This is a genomic window from Alteraurantiacibacter buctensis, from assembly GCF_009827655.1.
Lineage (GTDB): Bacteria > Pseudomonadota > Alphaproteobacteria > Sphingomonadales > Sphingomonadaceae > Alteraurantiacibacter > Alteraurantiacibacter buctensis.
In genome coordinates, this window is record NZ_WTYV01000009.1 from 120,028 (window position 1) to 140,035 (window position 20,008).

General features: G+C 67.1%; 21 protein-coding genes. 9 read left to right on the forward strand and 12 right to left on the reverse strand.

Annotated elements, in window-relative coordinates:
* The first annotated feature begins 75 nt into the window (after positions 1–75).
* On the forward strand, positions 76–2,400 hold the full coding sequence (locus GRI99_RS17485) for an EAL domain-containing protein (RefSeq protein WP_160773351.1): 2,325 nt from the start codon (positions 76–78) through the stop codon (positions 2,398–2,400).
* Positions 2,401–2,574: 174 nt separating this feature from the next.
* Here the strand turns inward: GRI99_RS17485 and yihA are convergent, their stop codons facing one another.
* From yihA to GRI99_RS17515, 6 genes are all read right to left on the reverse strand, one after another.
* Positions 2,575–3,249, reverse strand: a complete 675-nt coding sequence (gene yihA, locus GRI99_RS17490; protein ID WP_160773352.1) for a ribosome biogenesis GTP-binding protein YihA/YsxC — start codon at positions 3,247–3,249, stop codon at positions 2,575–2,577.
* Positions 3,246–4,979 (reverse strand): membrane protein insertase YidC, encoded by a 1,734-nt coding sequence (gene yidC, locus GRI99_RS17495; protein ID WP_160773353.1) that lies wholly within the window; start codon positions 4,977–4,979, stop codon positions 3,246–3,248. The genes yihA and yidC overlap by 4 nt, the downstream gene beginning before the upstream one ends.
* Positions 4,980–5,030: 51 nt before the next feature.
* The gene (gene yidD, locus GRI99_RS17500; protein ID WP_160773354.1) at positions 5,031–5,240 is read right to left on the reverse strand and encodes a membrane protein insertion efficiency factor YidD; all 210 of its coding nucleotides are present in this window, start codon (positions 5,238–5,240) and stop codon (positions 5,031–5,033) included.
* Positions 5,237–5,629 (reverse strand): ribonuclease P protein component, encoded by a 393-nt coding sequence (gene rnpA, locus GRI99_RS17505; RefSeq protein WP_160773355.1) that lies wholly within the window; start codon positions 5,627–5,629, stop codon positions 5,237–5,239. Before rnpA ends, yidD begins: the two co-directional genes overlap by 4 nt.
* A gap of 123 nt (positions 5,630–5,752) precedes the next feature.
* A complete protein-coding gene (gene rpmH / locus GRI99_RS17510; protein ID WP_160773356.1) occupies positions 5,753–5,887 on the reverse strand; it encodes a 50S ribosomal protein L34 in 135 nt (44 codons plus the stop codon).
* A 72-nt stretch (positions 5,888–5,959) separates the two neighbouring features.
* Positions 5,960–6,748 carry an alpha/beta hydrolase gene (locus tag GRI99_RS17515; protein ID WP_202393166.1) on the reverse strand — a complete coding sequence of 263 codons (789 nt, stop codon included), beginning with the start codon at positions 6,746–6,748 and terminating at the stop codon, positions 5,960–5,962.
* A 129-nt stretch (positions 6,749–6,877) separates the two neighbouring features.
* Between GRI99_RS17515 and GRI99_RS17520 the strand changes: the two genes are divergently transcribed.
* Genes GRI99_RS17520 through GRI99_RS17530 form a run of 3 tightly spaced genes read left to right on the forward strand, consistent with a single transcriptional unit; the run spans position 6,878 to position 9,631 of the window.
* Positions 6,878–8,374: a YifB family Mg chelatase-like AAA ATPase gene (locus GRI99_RS17520; RefSeq protein ID WP_160773357.1), complete on the forward strand. Its 1,497-nt coding sequence runs from the start codon at positions 6,878–6,880 to the stop codon at positions 8,372–8,374.
* Positions 8,375–8,381: 7 nt separating this feature from the next.
* The gene (locus GRI99_RS17525) at positions 8,382–9,068 is read left to right on the forward strand and encodes a rhomboid family intramembrane serine protease (protein ID WP_237438439.1); all 687 of its coding nucleotides are present in this window, start codon (positions 8,382–8,384) and stop codon (positions 9,066–9,068) included.
* Positions 9,065–9,631, forward strand: a complete 567-nt coding sequence (locus tag GRI99_RS17530; RefSeq protein WP_160773359.1) for a manganese efflux pump MntP — start codon at positions 9,065–9,067, stop codon at positions 9,629–9,631. Before GRI99_RS17525 ends, GRI99_RS17530 begins: the two co-directional genes overlap by 4 nt.
* Before the next feature lie 19 nt (positions 9,632–9,650).
* Here GRI99_RS17530 and GRI99_RS17535 read toward each other — a convergent pair whose 3' ends face one another.
* Positions 9,651–10,148: a winged helix-turn-helix transcriptional regulator gene (locus tag GRI99_RS17535; protein ID WP_160773360.1), complete on the reverse strand. Its 498-nt coding sequence runs from the start codon at positions 10,146–10,148 to the stop codon at positions 9,651–9,653.
* A 147-nt stretch (positions 10,149–10,295) separates the two neighbouring features.
* Between GRI99_RS17535 and GRI99_RS17540 the strand changes: the two genes are divergently transcribed.
* Positions 10,296–10,616 carry a DUF8200 family protein gene (locus GRI99_RS17540; protein ID WP_160773361.1) on the forward strand — a complete coding sequence of 107 codons (321 nt, stop codon included), beginning with the start codon at positions 10,296–10,298 and terminating at the stop codon, positions 10,614–10,616.
* Between the two features lie 106 nt (positions 10,617–10,722).
* Here GRI99_RS17540 and GRI99_RS17545 read toward each other — a convergent pair whose 3' ends face one another.
* The 3 genes from GRI99_RS17545 to galE form a co-directional block, all read right to left on the reverse strand.
* Positions 10,723–11,352: an HAD-IA family hydrolase gene (locus GRI99_RS17545; protein WP_160773362.1), complete on the reverse strand. Its 630-nt coding sequence runs from the start codon at positions 11,350–11,352 to the stop codon at positions 10,723–10,725.
* 75 nt (positions 11,353–11,427) lie between these two features.
* Positions 11,428–11,553, reverse strand: coding sequence for a type B 50S ribosomal protein L36 (gene ykgO / locus GRI99_RS17550; protein ID WP_066663252.1), 126 nt, complete (start codon positions 11,551–11,553; stop codon positions 11,428–11,430).
* Positions 11,554–11,663: 110 nt separating this feature from the next.
* A complete protein-coding gene (galE, locus tag GRI99_RS17555; protein ID WP_160773363.1) occupies positions 11,664–12,671 on the reverse strand; it encodes a UDP-glucose 4-epimerase GalE in 1,008 nt (335 codons plus the stop codon).
* On the opposite strand from galE, the gene GRI99_RS17560 reads away from it, so the two are divergent.
* Genes GRI99_RS17560 through GRI99_RS17570 form a run of 3 tightly spaced genes read left to right on the forward strand, consistent with a single transcriptional unit; the run spans position 12,670 to position 14,920 of the window.
* The gene (locus tag GRI99_RS17560) at positions 12,670–13,296 is read left to right on the forward strand and encodes a DUF4136 domain-containing protein (protein ID WP_160773364.1); all 627 of its coding nucleotides are present in this window, start codon (positions 12,670–12,672) and stop codon (positions 13,294–13,296) included. The genes galE and GRI99_RS17560 overlap by 2 nt on opposite strands.
* Entirely contained in the window at positions 13,293–14,429 is a 1,137-nt protein-coding gene (locus GRI99_RS17565; protein WP_160773365.1) for a M14 family metallopeptidase, read from the forward strand. Before GRI99_RS17560 ends, GRI99_RS17565 begins: the two co-directional genes overlap by 4 nt.
* A gap of 8 nt (positions 14,430–14,437) precedes the next feature.
* A complete protein-coding gene (locus GRI99_RS17570) occupies positions 14,438–14,920 on the forward strand; it encodes a hypothetical protein (protein ID WP_160773366.1) in 483 nt (160 codons plus the stop codon).
* A gap of 486 nt (positions 14,921–15,406) precedes the next feature.
* Here GRI99_RS17570 and ftsH read toward each other — a convergent pair whose 3' ends face one another.
* Positions 15,407–17,350, reverse strand: coding sequence for an ATP-dependent zinc metalloprotease FtsH (gene ftsH, locus GRI99_RS17575; RefSeq protein WP_160773367.1), 1,944 nt, complete (start codon positions 17,348–17,350; stop codon positions 15,407–15,409).
* A gap of 113 nt (positions 17,351–17,463) precedes the next feature.
* Complete coding sequence (locus GRI99_RS17580) at positions 17,464–18,678, reverse strand: helix-turn-helix domain-containing protein (protein WP_160773368.1); 1,215 nt, start codon at positions 18,676–18,678, stop codon at positions 17,464–17,466.
* Positions 18,679–18,801: 123 nt separating this feature from the next.
* Between GRI99_RS17580 and GRI99_RS17585 the strand changes: the two genes are divergently transcribed.
* Positions 18,802–20,008, forward strand: a 1,207-nt coding sequence (locus GRI99_RS17585) for a TonB-dependent receptor plug domain-containing protein (protein WP_160773369.1), incomplete at its 3' end; no start/stop codon positions are given.

Below are 20,008 nucleotides of genomic sequence, written 5' to 3' on the forward strand. Positions count from 1 at the left end.
TTACCATCTTGCGGCTAGGAATTGTGCCGCAGGCCCCAGATTGGCCCTGCGCAAAAGTGAACAGGGTCCCGGCGAATGCCTGAAGGCAAGGAACGCATGGGCGCCACGGAGCGCATCAGCCACGCCACCTGGGCGGGCCTGGTGGCGCTTGTCCTGTCGATATCCACGGTCCTGCTGCCGCTCGACGAAATGACCTGGATGCTGCAGTCGCGCATCGCCAACTTCCCGGTTTCCGGCGACATTGTCTACATCGGCTCGGTCGACGACCTGACCGACCCTGACGAGCCGGAGCGCCGCGTGGAGCTGGCCGAGGCGCTGGATTCGCTCCGCCAAACAGGAGTGGACCAGGTCTACGTCGACCTGGCCTTTTCGCGTCCATCGCGAGCTTTGGCAGACCAACGACTGAACCAGGCCCTGCTCGCCTTCAACGGTCGCGCCTTTCTGGTGCGAACCGCCACCGACGATGCCAGCGGCAGACCGGCGTTTTTGGAAAACGTGCCTGCAGTGGGTATCGGTATTCCTCAGGTAAGCACCTATCGCTGGCGCAATTTCATGGGCTACACTTGGGAGTTGCGGGAAACCAATCGGGCGTTGGAAGAGCAATTGCCGTCGCTCCACGTCGCACTTGCAGGGCGCAGCACCGGGCGCGAACGCAACCAAATCTTCTATGGTTTCGATCGCAGCTCAATTCCTACCTACCGGCTCGAAAATATTACGCACGGCACCGGGCCGTTGGGTGCGCGCACCATTCCAGTGGAGGAACTGCGCGGCAAGAAAGTAGTGATTGGCTATTTCGAGCGCAGCGATGGCCAGGTCTTCAAGATTCCCGGCCACCAAGGCGTTCCCGCCACCTTCATCGACATATACGGTGCGGAAACGCTGAAGGCCGGCTTCACGCGCTCAGTCAGCAGTTGGACCGGGGCGCTAGTGATGCTGCTGGGCCTGATCCTGCTGGTGCGGGTGCCGCGCCGCCGCGTGCGCTATGCAGGCTATGCTCTTTTGGCTCTGGCACTGCCCGTGGCAACGCTGGTTGGCGCGCAGACCGCGGTTCCGGTCAGTCTGTCCGGTGCCCTCGTCCTGCTCGGCATGTTCTCGATCCTGCGCCTGCGATCTCTATGGCAACAGACCTTGCGCCTGATCGATCCGGAAACCCGCTTGCCCACCTTTGCCGCGATGGAAACCGCCAGCGACCTGGTGGACGGATCGCAGGCCATTATCGTCGCGCGCATCCACCGGTTCGAGGAAGTGCGCCGCACCCTGCCCAAGGAACTGCACGCCGAATACATGCTGCGGCTGATCGCGCGGCTGAAGGCGGCCAAGCGCGATGCGGTGATCTATGCCGGGCCGGGGCACCTGATCGCCTGGACCTTCCCCGAGAAGGAACCGGCGCTGGTGCGTGAGCATCTTGAGGGCCTGCGGGCCCTGTTCTCGTCACCGCTGCTGGTGGGCGACAACCAGGTGGACGTGCGTATCACCTTTGGCGTGGACATCACCCCCAGCCCCAACGTCGCCCGTCGCCTGGCGGCGGCGATCGACGCCGCCGAACGCACCACCGAGACCTACGAGCCCATCGTCATCGCCGAATCGACCAGCGACGAGGACCTGATCTGGAACATCTCGCTCCAGGCGCGGATCGATGCGGCGCTGGCCAATGGCGAGATCTACATGATCTACCAGCCCAAGGTGCTGGTGCAGACCGGCGAGATCGTAGGCGTGGAATCGCTGGTGCGCTGGCGCGACCCCGTGAAGGGCCTGATCCCGCCGGACAGCTTCATCCGCCAGTGCGAGAACGCCGGACGGATGGGCCACCTGACCCGCCACGCGCTGACTGAGGCGTGCCAGGCGGGCAACCGCTTTGCCGAGGCCGGGCTGCATATCCCGGTGGCGGTCAACATCTCATCTACCCTGGTCCACGAACCGCAGATCGTCGCCATGGTCAGCGAAGTGCTGCACGGGACCGGCTTCGATCCCCGCCGGCTGACGCTGGAGATCACCGAGACCTACCGCATCTCGGACTTCGACCGCGCGGCCGAGGTGCTGGGCGACCTGGCAGCCCTTGGCCCCAAGATCTCGATGGACGATTTCGGCGTCGGTGCCGCCAGCCTGGAAGCGCTGCAGCGCCTGCCGTTTGGCGAACTCAAGATCGACCGCCTGTTCATCGCCGCGATGAAGGACGATGCCAAGGCCTACGCAATCGTCCGTAACGTGCTGCAAATGGGCAAGGATCTGCGAATCATCGTGGTGGCCGAAGGGGTCGAAAACGCAGCTACGTTAACCAAATTACGCGATGCGGGGTGCCTTGTGGCCCAGGGATTCGGCATTTCCCGGCCCGTTCCATTCGATGAAATCCTGCAATTCCAGAAGCTTAGACCTGAAGACCGATTAACAAAGATGGTTTAGGCTTTACAAATAAGCTTGGTTAACAGATATGTAGTCCGTCTTAACTAAGGAGACGGACCATGGGTCGCGGTTTTTGGGATTGGCTCCTGGGGGGCCGCGGTTAATCCGCAAGCCTTTTTGTAAAATATGAGAGGGCACCTCCGGGTGCCCTTTTTTATTGCCTGAAACGCAGGCTCAGCCGCGCACGTCGGCCAGGATGGCGGCGCGCAGTTCGGCAATGCCCATCCCGTGTTCGGACGAGGTGACCGCAATCTGCGGGTGCGCGGCCACGTGGCGGCGGGCTTCCTGCACGGTCGCCTCGGTAACCTTGGCCAGCTCGCTCGCCTTGATCTTGTCGGCCTTGGTCAGCACCAGTCGATAACCCACGGCCGCTTCGTCGAGCATCTTCATCATCTCGCGGTCGCTGTCCTTCAGGCCGTGGCGCGAATCGACCAGCAGCATGGTGCGCTTCAGCGGCACCCGCCCGCGCAGGAAGCTGCGGACCAGCCCGCGCCACTTCTCGACCACCTTCAGCGGGGCCTTGGCAAAGCCGTAGCCCGGCATGTCGACCAGGCGGAACACCACCGGATCGCCCACGTCGAAGAAATTGAGTTCCTGCGTGCGGCCCGGCGTTACCGAGGCGCGGGCGATGGCCTTGCGGCCTGTCACCGCGTTGATCAGGCTGCTCTTGCCCACGTTGGACCGGCCGGCAAAGGCGATCTCCGGAAAGTCCGGCGGGGGCAGGAACTGCAGTTGCGGGGCGGACAGCAGGAAGGTGACCGGGCCTGAAAACAGGCGCCGGGCTTCCTCCACCAGCTCCGCATCGGCGGGGCCGGCTTCGGGCGCTTTGTCGGGGGCGGAGCCGGTCATCCCTTCTCCGGCGTGGCGGTCGCCATCTGCGCCTTCAACTGCGGGTGGCGCGAATAGAGGTACTTCTGCTGCGCCAGCGTCAGGATGTTCGAGGTGATCCAGTAGATCAGCAGGCCCGCGGCGAACGGGGCCATCACGAACATCATCATCCACGGCATGATCATGAAGACCTGCTGCTGCATCGGGTCCATGGCCGCCGGGTTCAGCTTGAACTGCAGCCACATGGTCACGCCCAGCAGGATCGCCAGCGGGCCGATGGCGAGGAAGCTGGCGGGGGTGAAATCGAGCAGGCCGAACAGGTTCAGCACGTGCAGCGGATCGGGCGCGGACAGGTCCTTGATCCACGAATAGAACGGCTGGTGGCGCATCTCCACGGCCACCCGCAGCGCCTTGTACAGGGCAAAGAAGATCGGCATCTGCAGGAAGATCGGCAGGCAGCCCGCCAGCGGGTTGATCTTCTCTTCCTTGTACAGCCGCGCCATTTCCTGCTGCAGTTGCGGCTTGTCATCCTTGTAGCGTTCCTGCAGCGCCTTCATCTTGGGCTGCACAGCGCGCATCTGGGCCATCGAGGCGAACTGCTTGTTGGCGATGGGGAACATCACCAGCCGCACGATCAGCGTCAGGCAGATGATGGCCAGGCCGAAGTTGCCCACCAGGCCGAAGAGGAACAGCAGGAACTGTTCCATCGGCTTGACGATGAAGCGGAACCAGCCCCAGTCGATCGCCAGGCCGAAGCGCTCCACGCCCTGCGCCTCATAAGCGTTGAGCACGGCGCTTTCCTTGGCCCCCGCGAACAGGCGGGTGGTGCGCACCACCTTGCGCCCGGCGGGCACGTTGACCGCATCGTACAGCAGCACGGCGGCATACTTGTCCTGCCCCGCTTCGGAGAACGAGATCTGCGTATCGGCCCCGTTCTGCGGGATCAGGGCGGACATCCAGTAGATGTCGGTGAAGCCCACCCACCCCGGACGGCCCGGCAGGTTGAGCGGGCCGGCATTGTTGGCCTGCCGCTGGCGGGCCAGTTCCTCGCTCACTTCCTCGTAGTCCCAGTCGAAATCGACCGCGCCGTCGACGGCGGCAATGGGGCCGGAGTGGACGTTGAAGTTGCTGGGATCGGCGGTCAGGCTGGTGCGGTTGATCAGCGCGCGCGGGCGCAGGGCCACGGTGCCGGTGCCCAGGTTGCTGACCGCCTGCTCCACGGTGATCATGTAGTCTTCGTCGATGCGATAGGTCAGCTCGAACAGCTGGCCCTGGCCGTTGTTCCAGGAGAGCTTGACCGGCGTGGCCGGGGTCAGCGTGCCCCCGGCGCTGGTCCACAGGGTCTGCGGGCCGGGCACGGCCACGCCCTCGCCCACCCAGTCGAAGCGGGCAAAGTGCTGCTTGTCGGTGCCCAGCGGGGCCATGAACTGCACCGGGCCGCTGTCACGCTCGATCGTCTCGCGGTGGTTGCGGAACTCGATATCGTCCACCCGTGCGCCGACCAGGTTGATCGAGCCTTCCAGTTCCGGCGCATCGATCTTCACGCGGCTCGGGCTGGCCAGCTCGGTCGCCAGGGTGCGCGTCACCTCGGCCTCGGCGGCGGGCGATTCCACGGTCTCCTGCGAGGTGACGGCGGCCTGGGCCACCGGCACTTCCTCGGGCGGATACAGCTTCACCATGAGGAACTGCCAGCCCAGGAACAGGGCAAGGCTCAGCACGATGGCGAGGATGAGGTTACGCTGGTTGCTCAAGTGAGATTCCCGTCCGGCAAGTCTGTGTTCCGTAGCCCCGGGCGGTGCCGTTCACGGTACGGGGTCATATCCGTGTCCCCCCCAAGGGTGGCAGCGCAATAGACGCTTGGCCGCCATCCATCCACCCCTGATTGCACCATGCTTCTCCAGCGCCTCGATGGCATAGGCGCTGCAGCTTGGCTGGTAGCGGCACGATGGCGGCAATACCCGGCTGGGGCCAAGCTGCCAGGCCCGCGCGACCAGGATCAGCACCCGCTTCACCGGCCGTGCACCTTCGTGCCGACAGGTCGGCGCGGGCGGCTTTTCTCGCCCTTCCCTTCGCGCGCGGCGGCCAGGGCATAGCCCAGTTCCGCCTGCATCCGGGCAAAGTCCCGCTCGATCCCGCCTTCACGGCCGATCAGCACGTGGTCATGGTCGGGCAGGCCCAGGTCGGGCAGCGCGGCGCGCAGCAGTTCGCGGAAGCGGCGCTTCATGCGGTTGCGGACCACGGCGTTGCCGATCTTCTTGGTAACGGTGATGCCATAGCGCGTGCCCGCCCCGCCGTTGGGCCGGGTCAGCAGCACGAAACCGGGCCGCGCATTGCGCAGGCCCTGATTCGCGGCGACGAAATCCGCGCGCTTGGTGAGAACGGTCAAATCCACGCTGGCCATTATAGGAACGAAAACGGGCTGCGTTAAGCAGCCCGCAAGGCCAAACGGCCGCCCGCAGCGCAGGTCAGCCTTGCTGACCGGGAGCGAGGATGTCACGCGCCCGGATGGGCGCGTGCAAAATGATCAGGCGCAGAGCGTCTTGCGGCCGCGACGGCGGCGCGCGCGCAGGATCTTGCGGCCACCCGGGGTGGCCTTGCGGGCGAAGAAGCCGTGGCGGCGAGCACGCACCAGGTTGCTCGGCTGGAAAGTGCGCTTCATGATTCGGACTACCTTAGCAAATGTCTAAAACAATTACGGCCGCCAGCACGGGCGGCCACAGATGGGCGCGCGTTAGTTGACGGTTGCGCCCAAGTCAAGGTGGCTGCCGGTCAGGCCAGCCACATCGGCATAGGCCAGTTGCGGCATTGGCGGCAGCGGGGCCGCCCCAGCCTCAGCCTCACCCTCGCCCCGGTGCATCCAGCGGCGCATCTCGGCCCCGTCCAGCCACAGCGCCGATTCGAACGGCACCGAATTGGTCATGGCATAGAACTGCCCCGCGTCAGCCGCGCTCATGCCCATCTCGCGGTAATAGTCGAGGTATTTCGCGTGCTCGGGCGAATCGGGGGCATAGTCCCAGGCGCCCAGGCCGCGGTCGTCCAGCCAGGCGTGGACGGCGAATTCGGCCCCGTCGGCAATCGTCAGGCTGGTCCCTGCCAGCACCAGTTCCACCGCGCCCGAGCGGACCGAGCCGCCTTCTGGCACGTCCACCGCCAGGCCGCGGGCACGGATCATGCGGCCCAGGTGCAGGTTGGCGCGGTCGTCATAAGTACCCGGGCATTCGATGAAGCTGAGCGTGGCGATGCCGGGGAAGTCCGCCAGCATCTGCGCGAACTGGCCGGGGCTGTAGCTGTCGGTGATCCCCACCAGCGCCGCCCGGCTGCCATCCAGCACGCGGAACGGGCCATAGGCGGCGATCGCCTGCTGCTCGGCATGGGCCAGTTGCGGCGAGACGAAGCGCTGGGCGGACGTATCCACCCACTCCTCGACCATTTCCTCGTAAACAAAGGTCTGCGCCGCCACCGGCCCTGTCACGGCCAGATGCGAAGCGAGCACGGCAAGGACGAGGGGGAAGCGGCGCATGGGCGGCAGAATCGGCCCCCGCCCCTTCCCCCTTCATTACCAAACGCGGTTTCCGGCGGATTCACCATCTTGCCCCGCTCGACAAGCGGGCCGCCCGCGCTATCACCTTCAAGCGAAGGGGGATTCTGCTTGGTCGCGCTGGTTCAGACGGTTGCCTATCTCGGGCTCGATGCCCGTCCGGTGGAGGTGCAGTGCCAGCTTGCCGCCGGGCTGCCGCGCTTTGCCGTGGTCGGCCTGCCGGACAAGGCGGTGGGCGAAAGCCGCGAACGGGTGCAGTCGGCCCTCGCCTCCATGGGCCTAGCGCTGCCGCCCAAGCGGATCACGGTGAACCTGTCGCCCGCAGACCTGCCCAAGGAAGGCAGCCATTACAACCTGCCGATTGCCCTGGCGCTGCTGGCGGCAATGGGCGTGACCGATGCCGAGCAACTGACCGATTTCGTGGCTGTGGGCGAGCTGGCGCTGGATGGCCGCGTGGTCGCCTCGCCCGGCGTACTGCTGGCCGCGCTTCATGCCAGCGAGGCGGAGAAAGGCCTGATCTGCCCTGCCGCGCAAGGGGCCGAGGCACGCTGGGCCAGCGGCGTGCCGGTGCTGGCCGCGCCGGACCTGGTCAGCCTGCTCAACCACCTGAAGGGCACCAGCCGCCTGCCCGATCCGCAGGCGGGCGAAGTGGACGAGCCGGCCTATGGCCCGGACCTTCGCCAGGTAAAGGGCCAGGAAGTGGCCAAGCGCGCGCTGGAGATTGCTGCCGCCGGTGGGCACAACCTGCTGATGATCGGCCCCCCGGGTGCGGGCAAGAGCCTGCTGGCAAGCTGCCTGCCGGGCGTTCTCCCGCCCCTGACCCCGGCGGAGGCGCTGGAGGTGAGCATGGTCGCCTCGGTCGCCGGCACGCTGGAAGGCGGCAAGATCAGCCGCACCCGCCCGTTCCGCGCGCCGCACCATTCCGCCAGCATGGCGGCGTTGACCGGCGGCGGGCTGCGCGTGCGGCCGGGCGAGGTATCGCTGGCGCACCTGGGCGTGCTGTTCCTGGACGAGCTGCCCGAATTCCAGCGCGCCGTGCTCGATTCGCTGCGCCAGCCGCTGGAGACGGGCAAGGTGGATGTCGCCCGCGCCAATGCCCACGTGGCCTATCCGGCGCGGGTGCAGCTGGTCGCGGCAATGAACCCGTGCCGCTGCGGCCACCTGGGCGATGCCGCGCTGGCATGCAGCCGCGCCCCGCGCTGCGCGGCCGATTACCAGGGCAAGGTGTCCGGGCCCCTGCTCGACCGCATCGACCTGCACGTGGAGGTGGACCCGGTATCCGCCGCCGACCTCTCGCTGCCCCCGCCCGCCGAGGGCAGCGCCGAAGTGGCCGCCCGTGTGGCGGCGGCGCGCGAGGTGCAGGTGGCCCGCGGCATCCGCTCCAATGCCGAGCTGGAGGGCGACCTGCTGGAAGCCCACGCCACCCCGGACGAGGCCGGCCGCGCGCTGCTGATGCAGGCGGCCGAGGCCATGCGCCTGTCCGCCCGTTCCTATACCCGCGTGCTGCGCGTGGCGCGCACCATTGCCGACCTGGCGGGCAGCGAGGGCGTGAAGCGGCTGCACGTGGCCGAGGCGCTCAGCTATCGCCGCCAGGTTCCCCGTGCCTGAGTCCAGATTGCCTGAACCCGCTCGCCTGCCTTCGGCGCAGGTCTCGGTCCCCCGCATCGTGCGCAGTGTGGGCCAGTTGCCCTCGCGCGGGTCGCACCTACCCGGCGGGATCCTGCTCGCCTTGTGCTGGGGGGCGTGGCTGTGGTTCGTGGTGGAAGGCCGATCCATGGCCAAGTGGGGCATCTCCGCCGCTTCGCTGGCCGAAGGGCGCTACGACACGCTGCTGCTGACCATGTTCGCCCACGCCGGCCTGCTGCACCTGGGCATGAACAGCGCGGTGCTGGCCTCCCTGGCACCGGTGACAGTTGGCGCGATGGGCGGCGCGCGACGGGGAGCAGGGCCGTTCTTCGCCTTCTACCTGCTGGCCGGGCTGGCGGGATCGCTGCTCTATGTCGCGTTCAACCCCGATGGCACGATTCCTGCCGTGGGCGCGTCGGGGGCCATTTCGGGCCTCATCGGGTTTGTCGCCCGGCTTGGCACCCACGGCCGCCTGCTGCCGCTGCTGGGGCGCGAGCTGGCCCTGCGCATCTGGGATTTCCTCAAGGCCAACCTGATCCTGATCGCGTTGTTTGCCCTGCCCGCCCTGTTTGGCGGCGGCGGCATCATGATCGCCTGGGAGGCGCACCTGGGAGGCTTCCTGTTCGGGCTGTTGACCGCCGGCTGGTTCCTGCGCCACAGAGCCCCCGCATCATGACCGCCCTGTTCCTCCTTGCCCTGGCGCTGGCCATGGATGCCTTTGCCGTCTCGATAGCGCGCGGGGCGGCGGGGCCGCATTCGCTGGCGCGGGCGGCGGAGACGGGGCTGGCCTTCGGCGCGGCGCAGGGGGTCATGCCGCTGCTGGGCTGGGCGGCGGGCGCGCTGTTCATCCGCTGGATCGAGGCCTTCGACCACTGGATCGCCTTTGGCCTCCTCGCCTTCCTGGGCGCACGGATGCTGCGCGAGGCGTTCTCCGACAGCGATGACGATGCCGAGGAAGCGGCCAGTACTGAACGCCAGCGCGGCCACTGGGCGGCGCTGCTGCTGGCGGCCATCGCCACCAGCATCGATGCCGCCGCGGCGGGCCTGACGCTGGACCTGTTCGGTGTGCCGGTGCTGCTGGCCTGCGCGATCATCGCCGCCGTCACCGCCGCGCTGTGCGTGCCGGCCTATTGGTTCGCCAGCCGCATCGGCGGCAAGCTGGGGCACGTGGCGGAAGGCCTTGGCGGCGTGGTGCTGATCGGCCTTGGCGTGAAGATCCTGGTGGAGCACCTGGCTTGAGATATTGGGCCTTACAGCCTTAGAGCAGGTCCGCCTTCTCGCAGCATTCCACCCCGGCCTTGCCCAGGTCCTCGCGCCGTTTCCACGCCAGGTCGTGCCAGGTCAGATCACGCCCGTCCGCCGCACGGATCGTCACCGGGGCCACGGGCAGTCCGTCGCGCGCGTCGACCAGCACCAGTTGGGTGTTGACGTTCTGGTTGTGCCGTTCCCCCCACTGGCGCAGCGCCAGCATGGCGGGCAGCAGGTCCACGCCCTTGGGGGTCAGGCAGTATTCCACCTTGCGCCGGTCATCCGAGCACGGCTGCCGCGTCATCACCCCGTGTTCCACCAGCCGGGCCAGCCGGTTGGACAGGATATTGCGGGCAATGCCCAGTTCGGTGGAGAATTCCTCGAAGTGCTTCAGGCCATTGAAGGCGGCGCGCAGCAGCAGGAACGACCAGCGTTCCCCCATCACCTCAAGGGCGCTGGGCAGGCCGCAGGTGGCCATGTCCGCCAATGATTCGCGCAGTTCACCCATCCGCCATCCAGTCCCTGTGACACCGTTCCTACAGCCAATCGCGGGAAAGCCAAACCGCTCGCTGATTCCGGTTGCAATCCGCAACGCATCGACATAGGTAGCGTTTCGCAACCAGTATTACAATGCAACTGACATGAGGACCCCCCGATGACCACGCTCAGCAGCACCCGACTGTCCGCTTCCGCCGCCCTCGCCTTGGCGCTTGGCCTGGCCGTTGCCCCCGGTGCTTCGGCGCAGGGTGAAGGCGCGCACTTCCGCGCCCAGCTTGCCGCCCCCGCCCCCGACGCGCGGCCGTTGGCGGGCGGCGTGGTGTGGCGCTGTGCGGAAACCGCCTGCTCCGCCCCGCGTACCGGCGGCCGCCCGCTGCGCATGTGCCGCGAGCTGAAGCAGTCGGTCGGCCAGATCGTCAGCTTCGAAGTGGCCGGCCAGGTGCTGTCTGCGGAAGACCTGGCCCGCTGCAACGGCTGAGGCCGCGACCTTCTTCAACCGCCCCCAAAAAACTGGCCCGGCTACCCCACTCCATCGCCGGGCCGGCAACTGGGCCCCGGAGCACCGCTCCGGGGCCCGTTTTGCATCAGCCGAGCAGGCCGTGGCGCTCCAGTTCGGCTTCAAGCACGGCTGCATCGGTAAACACGTGGCCGTGCCAGCCCCGCGCCACCGCTGCGGCAATGTTGTCTGCCCGGTCATCGATGAACAGAAGATCGCGTGTAGGAAAGCCGCTTCTTTCCTCCAGCACTTGATAAATGCGCGGATGCGGTTTCACGCACCGCTCCTCGCCGGAAATCACGCAATCGTGGAAGTGGTCGAACACCGGCGCTGTGGGGCGGAACATGGCCCAGAACTCCGCCCCGAAGTTCGACAGCGCAAACTGCGGCACCCCGCGCGCCGCCAGCCGCTCCACCAGCGCGTGGGTGCCGGGCACCGGGGCGGGCAGCGTTTCCAGGAAGCGCGGGTGATAGGCATCGATCAGGGGGCCGTGATCGGGAAAGCGGGCCTTCAGTTCAGGGATCATCTCGGCCAGCGGGCGGCCCTCGTCGCTCTGGAAGTGCCACTCCTCGGTGATGACATTGCCCACGAACCATTCCAGCTCGGCCTGATCGGGGATCAGCTTGCTGAACAGGAAGCGCAGGTTCCACTGGTAGAGGACGCGGCCCACGTCCCACACCACCGCGCGCGGCCGATTCGCGTCCTGCCGCTCAGACATGCAAAAAGCCCCCGTGGTGGCGGGGGCTTTCACATAGACCGGCCCGGCGAACGAATCGCACAGGCGTCATCCGAATCAGCCCTGGCGGGCCTTGAAGCGGCGCTGGGTCTTGTTGATCACGTAAACGCGGCCGCGACGGCGGATCACGCGGTTGTCCCGGTGGCGATCCTTGAGCGACTTCAGGCTGTTGACGATCTTCATGACAGGTTTCCCGAAAAACAAGCGGCACCGGAGATGGCCCCGATGCCGAATTCTTGGTGGGCCGGTTACTTGTGGCCCCTGCCAAAGTCAAGCGGCCACTGGGTGTCGCTTCAGGCCGGCTGGCGGATTTCGGCCAGCTTGCGCTCCCACGCCAGCGCGTGGCGCACGATCGTGTCCAGATCGGCATGCTGCGGCACCCAGGGCAGGGTGGCCTTGATGCGCGAAGGATCGCTGACCAGCAAATCGGGATCGCCGGCCCGACGGGGGCCGAGCACACGGGTGATCGTGCGGTTGGTCACCCGGTCCACCGCGTCCAGCACCTCCAGCACCGAGAAACCCCGCCCATAGCCGCAGTTCATCGTCAGCGAGCGCTGCGGCTGCACCACCAGTGCGTCCAGCGCCAGCACGTGCGCCTGGGCCAGGTCACTGACGTGGATGTAGTCGCGCACCCCGGTGCCATCGGGCGTGGCATAGTCCGTGCCGAACACGCCCACGCTGTCGCGCATCCCCAGTGCGGCCTCCACCGCCACCTTGATCAGGTGGGTGGCCCCGGCGGTGCTCTGCCCGCTGCGCGCCTGCGGATCGGCCCCGGCCACGTTGAAATACCTGAGCGCGCAATAGTTCAGCGGATGGGCAAAGGCGGTATCGGCCAGCATCTGCTCGGTCATCAGCTTCGACCAGCCATAGGGGTTGATCGGCTGGCGCGGCACGTCCTCGTTCACGGGCGAGACAGCGGGCATGCCATAAGTGGCTGCCGTACTTGAGAAAATGAAGTGCGGCACGCCGGCGGCTACCACCGCCTCGATCAGCGCGCGGCTCTTCACGGTGTTGTTGTTGTAGTATTTCAGCGGGTCGGCAACGCTTTCGGGAACGATAATCGATCCCGCGAAATGCATCACTGCACCGATCTGCTGTTCGCGCACGATCCGCTGCACCAGGTCCTGGTCGGCAATGTCGCCTTGGTAGAAGGCAACGCCCTCGGGTATGGCGAAGCGGAAGCCGGTCGACAGGTTGTCGATCACGGCAACAGGCGTGCCGCGATCGCGCAGGGCAAGGACGGCGTGGCTGCCGATGTATCCGGCACCGCCGGTAACGAGAACGGGAAAGGAAGCGCTCATGGGTTCGGGTGCCTATCAGAAGATTGCAAAGCAGGCATTAACCGCGATGGCGCTGGGCAGCGGCCTGCTGCTGGGCGCCTGCGCCGCGCCGGCCTATGTCTCGCCGGTGGAGGTGACGCGCTTTGCCGCACCCGCTGCCGCACTGGGCAGCGGCACCATTACGCTGCGCCCCGCGCCGGGGACGGACGAGAGCCTGGAATGGGGCATATACCGCGCCGCCGTGGCCACCGAGTTGGAGCGGCTGGGCTATCGCGTGGTGCCTGACATGGGGGCGCAGGTGGCGCTGGTCGGGCTGCAGGAAGCCCTGCTGGAGGCAGGGCGCGAGCGGGGCCCGGTCAGCGTTGGCGGCGGCGGCAGCGTCGGCTCGTGGGGATCGGGCGTGGGCCTGGGCGTGGGGATCAACCTCAACAGCCTGGCGGGCCCGCCAGCCGACCGGATCGAGCGGCTGCTGTCGGTCTCGATCCGCAGCAGCGATGCGCCCGCAAACCTGTGGGAAGGGCGCGCCAGCTTCACCGCCAGCACCGACAGCGACTTTGCCGAGGATGCCCCCGCCGCCGGCCGCGCCGCCGCCGCGCTGTTCCGGGGCTTCCCCGGCACATCGGGCGAGACTATCGAGGTGGAATGACCCAGATCGCCATCAGCGCCGCCTTCGACAGCGGCAATATCGAAGTCCTCGACATCACCGGCACCAGCGCGCGCCTCGCCATCCGCAAGGACCACCAGAGCGACTTCTTCCAGTGGTTCCACTTCCGCGTGTCCGGCTGTGCGGGCCGCGAGGTGGAACTGAAAATCACCGGCCTTGCCCAGAGCGCCTATCCCGAAGGCTGGCCGGGCTACAGCGCCTGCGTGTCGGAGGACCGCGAATACTGGGGCCGGGCTGACAGCAGCTATGACAAGGCCGAGCATAACGGCTCGCTGACGATCCGCTACCAGCCGGCCGGCGACCTAGCGTGGTTCGCCTATTTCGCCCCCTATTCGTGGGAACGGCACCTGGACCTGGTGGCGCAGGCCGCCGTGGCCCCCGGGGTCACCCACCGCACGCTGGGGCTGACGCTGGACGGGCGCACGCTCGACTGCCTCGATCTTGGCGAGGGCGATGTGCAGGTGTGGCTCTATGCCCGCCAGCATCCCGGCGAATCGATGGCCGAATGGTGGATGGAAGGCGCGCTGGACCTGCTGACCGACGAGACCGACCCCATCGCCCGCCGCCTGCGCCAGATTTGCAGCTTCCACATCGTGCCCAACTGCAACCCCGATGGTTCGGTGCGCGGCCACCTGCGGACCAACGCCGCCGGGGTCAACCTCAACCGCGAATGGCACCAGCCGAGCGCCGAGCGCAGCCCCGAAGTGCTCGCCATCCGCAACGCGATGGACGAGACGGGGGTGGACTTTGCCATGGACGTCCACGGCGACGAGGCGATCGCGGCCAACTTCCTGGCCGGGTTCGAGGGCATTCCTTCGTGGACCGACCGGCAGGGCGAAGGCTATGCCCGCTATCGCGCGATCCTGGAACGGCGCACGCCCGATTTCCAGACGAAGCTCGGCTACCCCGTGGCCCCGGCGGGCAAGGCCAACCTCTCGATGAGCACCAACCAGGTGGCCGAGCGCTTCGGCGCGGTGGCGATGACGCTGGAGATGCCGTTCAAGGACCACCTGCCGATGGCCGATGCCGAACAGGGCTGGAGCCCCGAACGCAGCCGCCTGCTGGCGCGCGACTGCCTGGGCGCACTGCTGGAATGGCTGGAAGAGGCGCTTTGAGGCGGGCCTTGCGCCCCTTCGCCCTCCTCGCCGCGCCCGCCCTGCTGGCCGGCTGCGCCACCACACCGGCGCAAAGCGAAGCTCCCGCCTGGACCAGTGTCAGCTTCACGATGAATTCGTGGGGCCAACCGCTGACAAGCTGGACGGTGCAGGCCGACGGCAGCGGCACCTGGAGCGTCAGCGAACCGAAGGATGGCGATTACTTCAACCGGCAGACCATCACGGTCTCCCTGCCCGCCGATGCCGCCGCCGCTACCGCGCTGGCCGAACGAATCGCCGCGCTGCCGGCTACCCCGCCCACCGGCGATGGCTGCCGTGAGCGAATTACCGACCAGGTCTATGGCGCGCTTTTCATTGCAGGGAGCGGCGGCACCACGAAGGACTATGCCTACAACGCCGGCTGCCTGGATGCGCCCTATGCGCAGTTCATCGCCACGATCCGTGACGTCAACGGCCTCGTGCTGGCACGCGGGGAAGCGGCGCGCGATTGAGGCCGATGCGCCTGTAGCCCGGCCAGCCTTTGGCTGCCGGGGTGGACGGGGGAGAGCAAATGACCGGCGCGGGGTTGCCGCATTCTGTGCCCGGACTCGACGACGCTTTTGGGTAGTTTAGGTACTCAGCATTCGCGTCGAGATTTGTTGCCGCCGGCCCGCGGCCATCCTCCAGCTACTGACGCGACGGAGGGCAGCACTCGCGTGGCGGCCATGCCTGGTGCGAACGTTCGGCTGAACACCGGGACGCCCGCGCCGGTCATTTCCTTCGCATTCCGAAGAACCGGAGGATGGCCCATCCGCTGCACCGGCCGGATACTGCGGACGCGAATCGGGCTGCACTAAATTGGGTGCTGTAGGAAAGTGTTTTCTGCCCAAAAGCCCTCTCCCCTTGGGAGAGGGTTGGGTGAGGGTGTGCCAGCGCAAGAAGCATTTGAGGCTTCTCACCCGCCCCCCGCCCCCTCCCAGCGGGAGGGGGAGCAGACCTCACGCCCCCTGCGGCGCGCCGGAATCGCCGAAGCGCTTGCCCGCCTTGGGGATCGCGCTGCCGCGCACCGGCTGCACCGCGGTAGGGCCACGCGGCACGTCGGGGCGGTCGATCTTGCCGTTGTCGAGCAACTGCTTGATCTCGTCACCCGTCAGCGTCTCGTATTCCAGCAGCGCCTGGGCCACCAGTTCCAGCTGGTCGCGGTGGGTGGTGAGCAGGTCGGTCGCCCGCTTGTGCGCCCCTTCCACCAGGTCGCGGATCTCGGCGTCGATCAGCTTGTTGGTATCGGCCGAATGCATGGTGCGCTGGCTACCGCCATAGCCCAGGTAGCCTTCCTGCGTTTCTTCATACAGCAGCGGCCCCAGCTTCTCGGACATGCCCCAGCGGGTGACCATGTTGCGCGCCAGGCCGGTGGCATACTGGATGTCGGACGAAGCTCCGCTCGACACCTTGTCGTGGCCGAACACCAGTTCTTCCGCCACGCGCCCGCCCATGGAGACGGACAGGTTCGCGTGCATCTTGTCGCGGTGGTAGGAGTAGTTGTCCCGCTCCGGCAGGCGCATCACCATGCCCAGCGCACGACCGCGCGGGATGATGGTGGCCTTGTGGATCGGGTCCGATGCTGCCTCGTGCACGGCGACCACGGCGTGGCCGGCCTCGTGATAGGCGGTCATCTTCTTCTCGTCGTCGGTCATGACCATGGAGCGGCGTTCCGCGCCCATCATCACCTTGTCCTTGGCGTCCTCGAATTCCTGCATGGCCACCAGGCGCTTGTTGCGCCGCGCGGCCAGCAGGGCGGCCTCGTTGACCAGGTTGGCCAGGTCCGCACCGGAGAAGCCGGGAGTGCCACGGGCAATGGTGCGCGGGTTGACGTCAGGCGCCAGCGGCACCTTCTTCATGTGCACGGCCAGGATCTTCTCGCGCCCGTCGATGTCGGGCACGGGGACCACCACCTGCCGGTCAAACCGGCCCGGGCGCAGCAGCGCGGGGTCCAGCACGTCCGGCCGGTTGGTGGCGGCGATGATGATGATGCCTTCGTTGGCCTCGAAGCCGTCCATCTCCACCAGCAACTGGTTGAGGGTCTGCTCGCGCTCGTCATTCGAATTGCCCAGGCCGTGGCCACGGTGGCGGCCCACCGCGTCGATCTCGTCGATGAAGACGATGCACGGCGCGTTCTTCTTGGCCTGTTCGAACATGTCGCGCACGCGGCTGGCGCCCACGCCCACAAACATCTCGACGAAGTCCGAGCCGGAGATGGTGAAGAACGGCACCCGCGCCTCGCCCGCGATGGCGCGGGCCAGCAGTGTCTTGCCGGTGCCGGGGCTGCCGACCAGCAGCGCGCCCTTGGGGATCTGGCCGCCCAGCTTGGAGAAGCGCTGCGGATCGCGCAGGAACTCCACGATCTCCTGCAGTTCCTCGCGCGCCTCGTCGATGCCGGCCACGTCGTCAAACGTCACGCGGCCCTGCTTTTCGGTCAGCAGCTTGGCCTTGGACTTGCCAAAACCCATCGCGCCCGATCCGCCGCCCTTCTGCACCTGGCGCAGGGCAAAGAAGGCCACGCCCAGGATCAGCAGGAAGGGCAGGATGTTGATCAGCATGACCATCAGCAGGTTGCCGCTGTCCGGCGCGGCGCCGGCATAGTCCACGCCCGCGCTTTCCAGCAGTTCGGGCAGGCCCTGGTCATTGAACACCGGGATGGTGCTGAACGGCTGTTCGTTCTTGAACGTGCCGGTGATCAGTTCCGGCCCGATTTCCACCTGCTCCACGCTGCCTTCGGCCACCTTCTCGCGGAATTCGGCATAGGAAATGCGCGTGCCGCTGGGCTGGCCGGACCCGCCGAAGATCGACACGGCCAGCAGCAGGCCCATGAAGATCGCGCCCCAGATCAGCAGGCTCTTTATCCAGGGGTTGGGGGTGTTCTCGGGTTCGCGGTTGTCGCTCATCGTGGGGGCAGCGTCCTTTCAGAACGCCAATGTAGGATTGGAGCCATGAATGGCAAGCTAATGCCAAGGCGATCACGGTCTATTGGCCGTAGGGAGGGAACGGCTGCGCGCGATCAGTTGCGCGGGCGCACCAGTTCCACCGCTTCGGACAGGTCCGCCCCCTGCTGGCCGGTGAAGCGGATCAGCGCCTCCACCCCATCGCCTTGCGCCGCCTCGTCCAGTTCGCCCGGCAGGTGGCGCCCGGCCACGATGGGACCGATGCCGCGCAGGCCCGTCACCCGCTCGCTGGCCACCACCGTCACCAGCGCGCCACCAGGGGCGTGGAAGCGGGCAAGATAGGCATAGTCGCGGTAGAACACCGGCGCGGCAATCCGCGTTGCCTCATCGCTGATCCAGCGCTGGTCGCTGCGCCTGTCGCGGATCTCGTCGTAGGTGTCGCCAACGGACAGGCTGCTGCCGGCAAAGGTGATGTCCTCCAGCAGGCCCATGCCGGACAGCAGGCCGACATAGACGACATCATGCGTGGAAAGCATCTGCGCGGTCATCTCGGATGCCGGGATCACGTCCACCTGCTTTCCTTCGGTCGCCAGCAGCGGGGCGATCTGCTGCAGGGCATAGGAGGTCTGGAACGGCAGGTAGTTGAGGCCCACGTCCTCGGCCATGCCATAACGGTCCGGCTCGCTGTTCTGCAGGCGCAGCAGGTCCTCGGCGGAATTGACGCGGAAATCGCGGATTAGGCGGCCGTTTTCGGGGATCACCGGATCGATCTCGCCAAACAGGTAGTAGTCGCCCAGCACCAGCAGCACCGGCCGTTCGCTGCGGGTCAGCGGCTCCCACAGGGCGTTGGGCGTGGAATGCTCGCGGCCCGAGAACCACCAGCCGAGCGCGAAGGCCAGCAGCACGGCGGCAGCGGCCACGGCCAGCACCCCGCGCGGCGCGGCAACCGGTGCGGCAGCAGCGGGAGGCGGCGGCGGAGCGGCAGGCTCGTTCCCCGGCAGGACCTGCAGGGCATAGATGCCAGCCGGTATTTCCAGCACGGTCGCCCCCGGTGCGGGCGGATGGTCGCGATAGTGATCGTCCAGCTTCTTGCGCAGGCGGTGGACATAGACCCGCACCGTGGCATCGTCGGCATCTGTTTCGGTCTGGCCGAACACGGCGGCGGCAATTTCTCCTTGCGTGGCGGAAGGGGCCAGCGGCCCGCGCTGCGCCAGGTAATCGAACAATTCGGCCAGCCGCCCGCCCTTGCCCACCACGCCCCCCGCCTGCAGGCGCGCCACTTCGGCGCGGTAGGCCGCAAGGTCTGCGTTACTGGTGCTGCCCTGTGCCACGGCGGTGATCCTCGCCAAGCTGTAACGTGCTTGTAACGGGCCGATTACCGTAATTTACGTGGCGAGGCCAGAGCGGTGGGAGCAGGTGCTGGGGCCGGATCAACAGTCACCAGGTTACACCCCTTGCTTCGCCTCGAAAATGCCACCTTGCCCTGCTCTCCCCGTGCCGCGCTTCTGCTCGGCACGGCTGCCCTCGCCTGCGTCCTGACGGCCGATCCAGCCCGTGCCCAAGATGGGACGCAGGTCGAGGTGCAGGAACAGGTGCAGGATCAGGGCCACGACCACCCCGACCGCGGCAATATCGGCGTCGTGCGGGACGAGGAGACGGGCGACGTCATCTATGTCTACGGCCGCGGCGAACGGCGCATCGGCGATGCCGTGGCCGCCAGCGAAGGCGGCGTTGCCGGCGCGGACCTGGAAATCCGCCCGCTGCTGCGCCCCGGCGAAATCCTGGAAGCCACCCCCGGCCTGATCGCCACCCAGCATTCGGGCGGCGGCAAGGCCAACCAGTTCTTCCTGCGCGGCTTCAACCTGGATCACGGGACGGACTTCGGCCTCTACATCGATGACATGCCGGTGAACTTCCGCACCCACGGCCATGGCCAGGGCTACCTGGACGTCAACGGCCTGATCCCGGAGAGCGTGGAAAGGGTCGATTACCGCAAGGGCCCCTACCGCGCGGACACGGGGGATTTCAGCTTCGTGGGCTCGGCCTTCATCACCACGGTTGACCGGGTGGACCCCTTCGCCACGCTGGAGGTCGGCTCCTATGGCTATCGTCGCCTTGTCGGCGGCGGCTCGGTGCCCCTCGGCCAGGGCGACCTGACAGTGATGGGCCAGGCCAAGCTGAACGACGGGCCGTGGGAACTGCCCGAGGATTTCGAGGGCTATTCGGGCCTCATCAAGTATGCCACCCCGCTGGGCGCGGGCGATTTCCAGATCGCGCTCCAACTCTACGATGCCACCTGGGCTCCCACCGAGCAGCTTCCCGAACGCCTGATCGGCACGCCGCTGTGCGAAAACCGTTTCTGCTCGATCGACCTAACCCTGCGCGGCAGCACCGAACGCCAGGTGCTGACCGCCAATTACCAGGACGATCACTGGAAGCTGACCGCCTATGCCCAACAGTACGATTGGGAGCTGCTGAACAACTTCACCTATTTCCTGGCCGATCCGGTCAACGGTGACCAGTTGCGCCAGTTCGAGCAACGCTGGACCTGGGGCGGCCGGGTGGAACGGTTCGACCGGCTGACCGACCGGCTGACGCTGCGCGTGGGCACCGAGCTGCGCATGGACCGCATCGGCCCGATCGGCCTCGACGAGACGATCA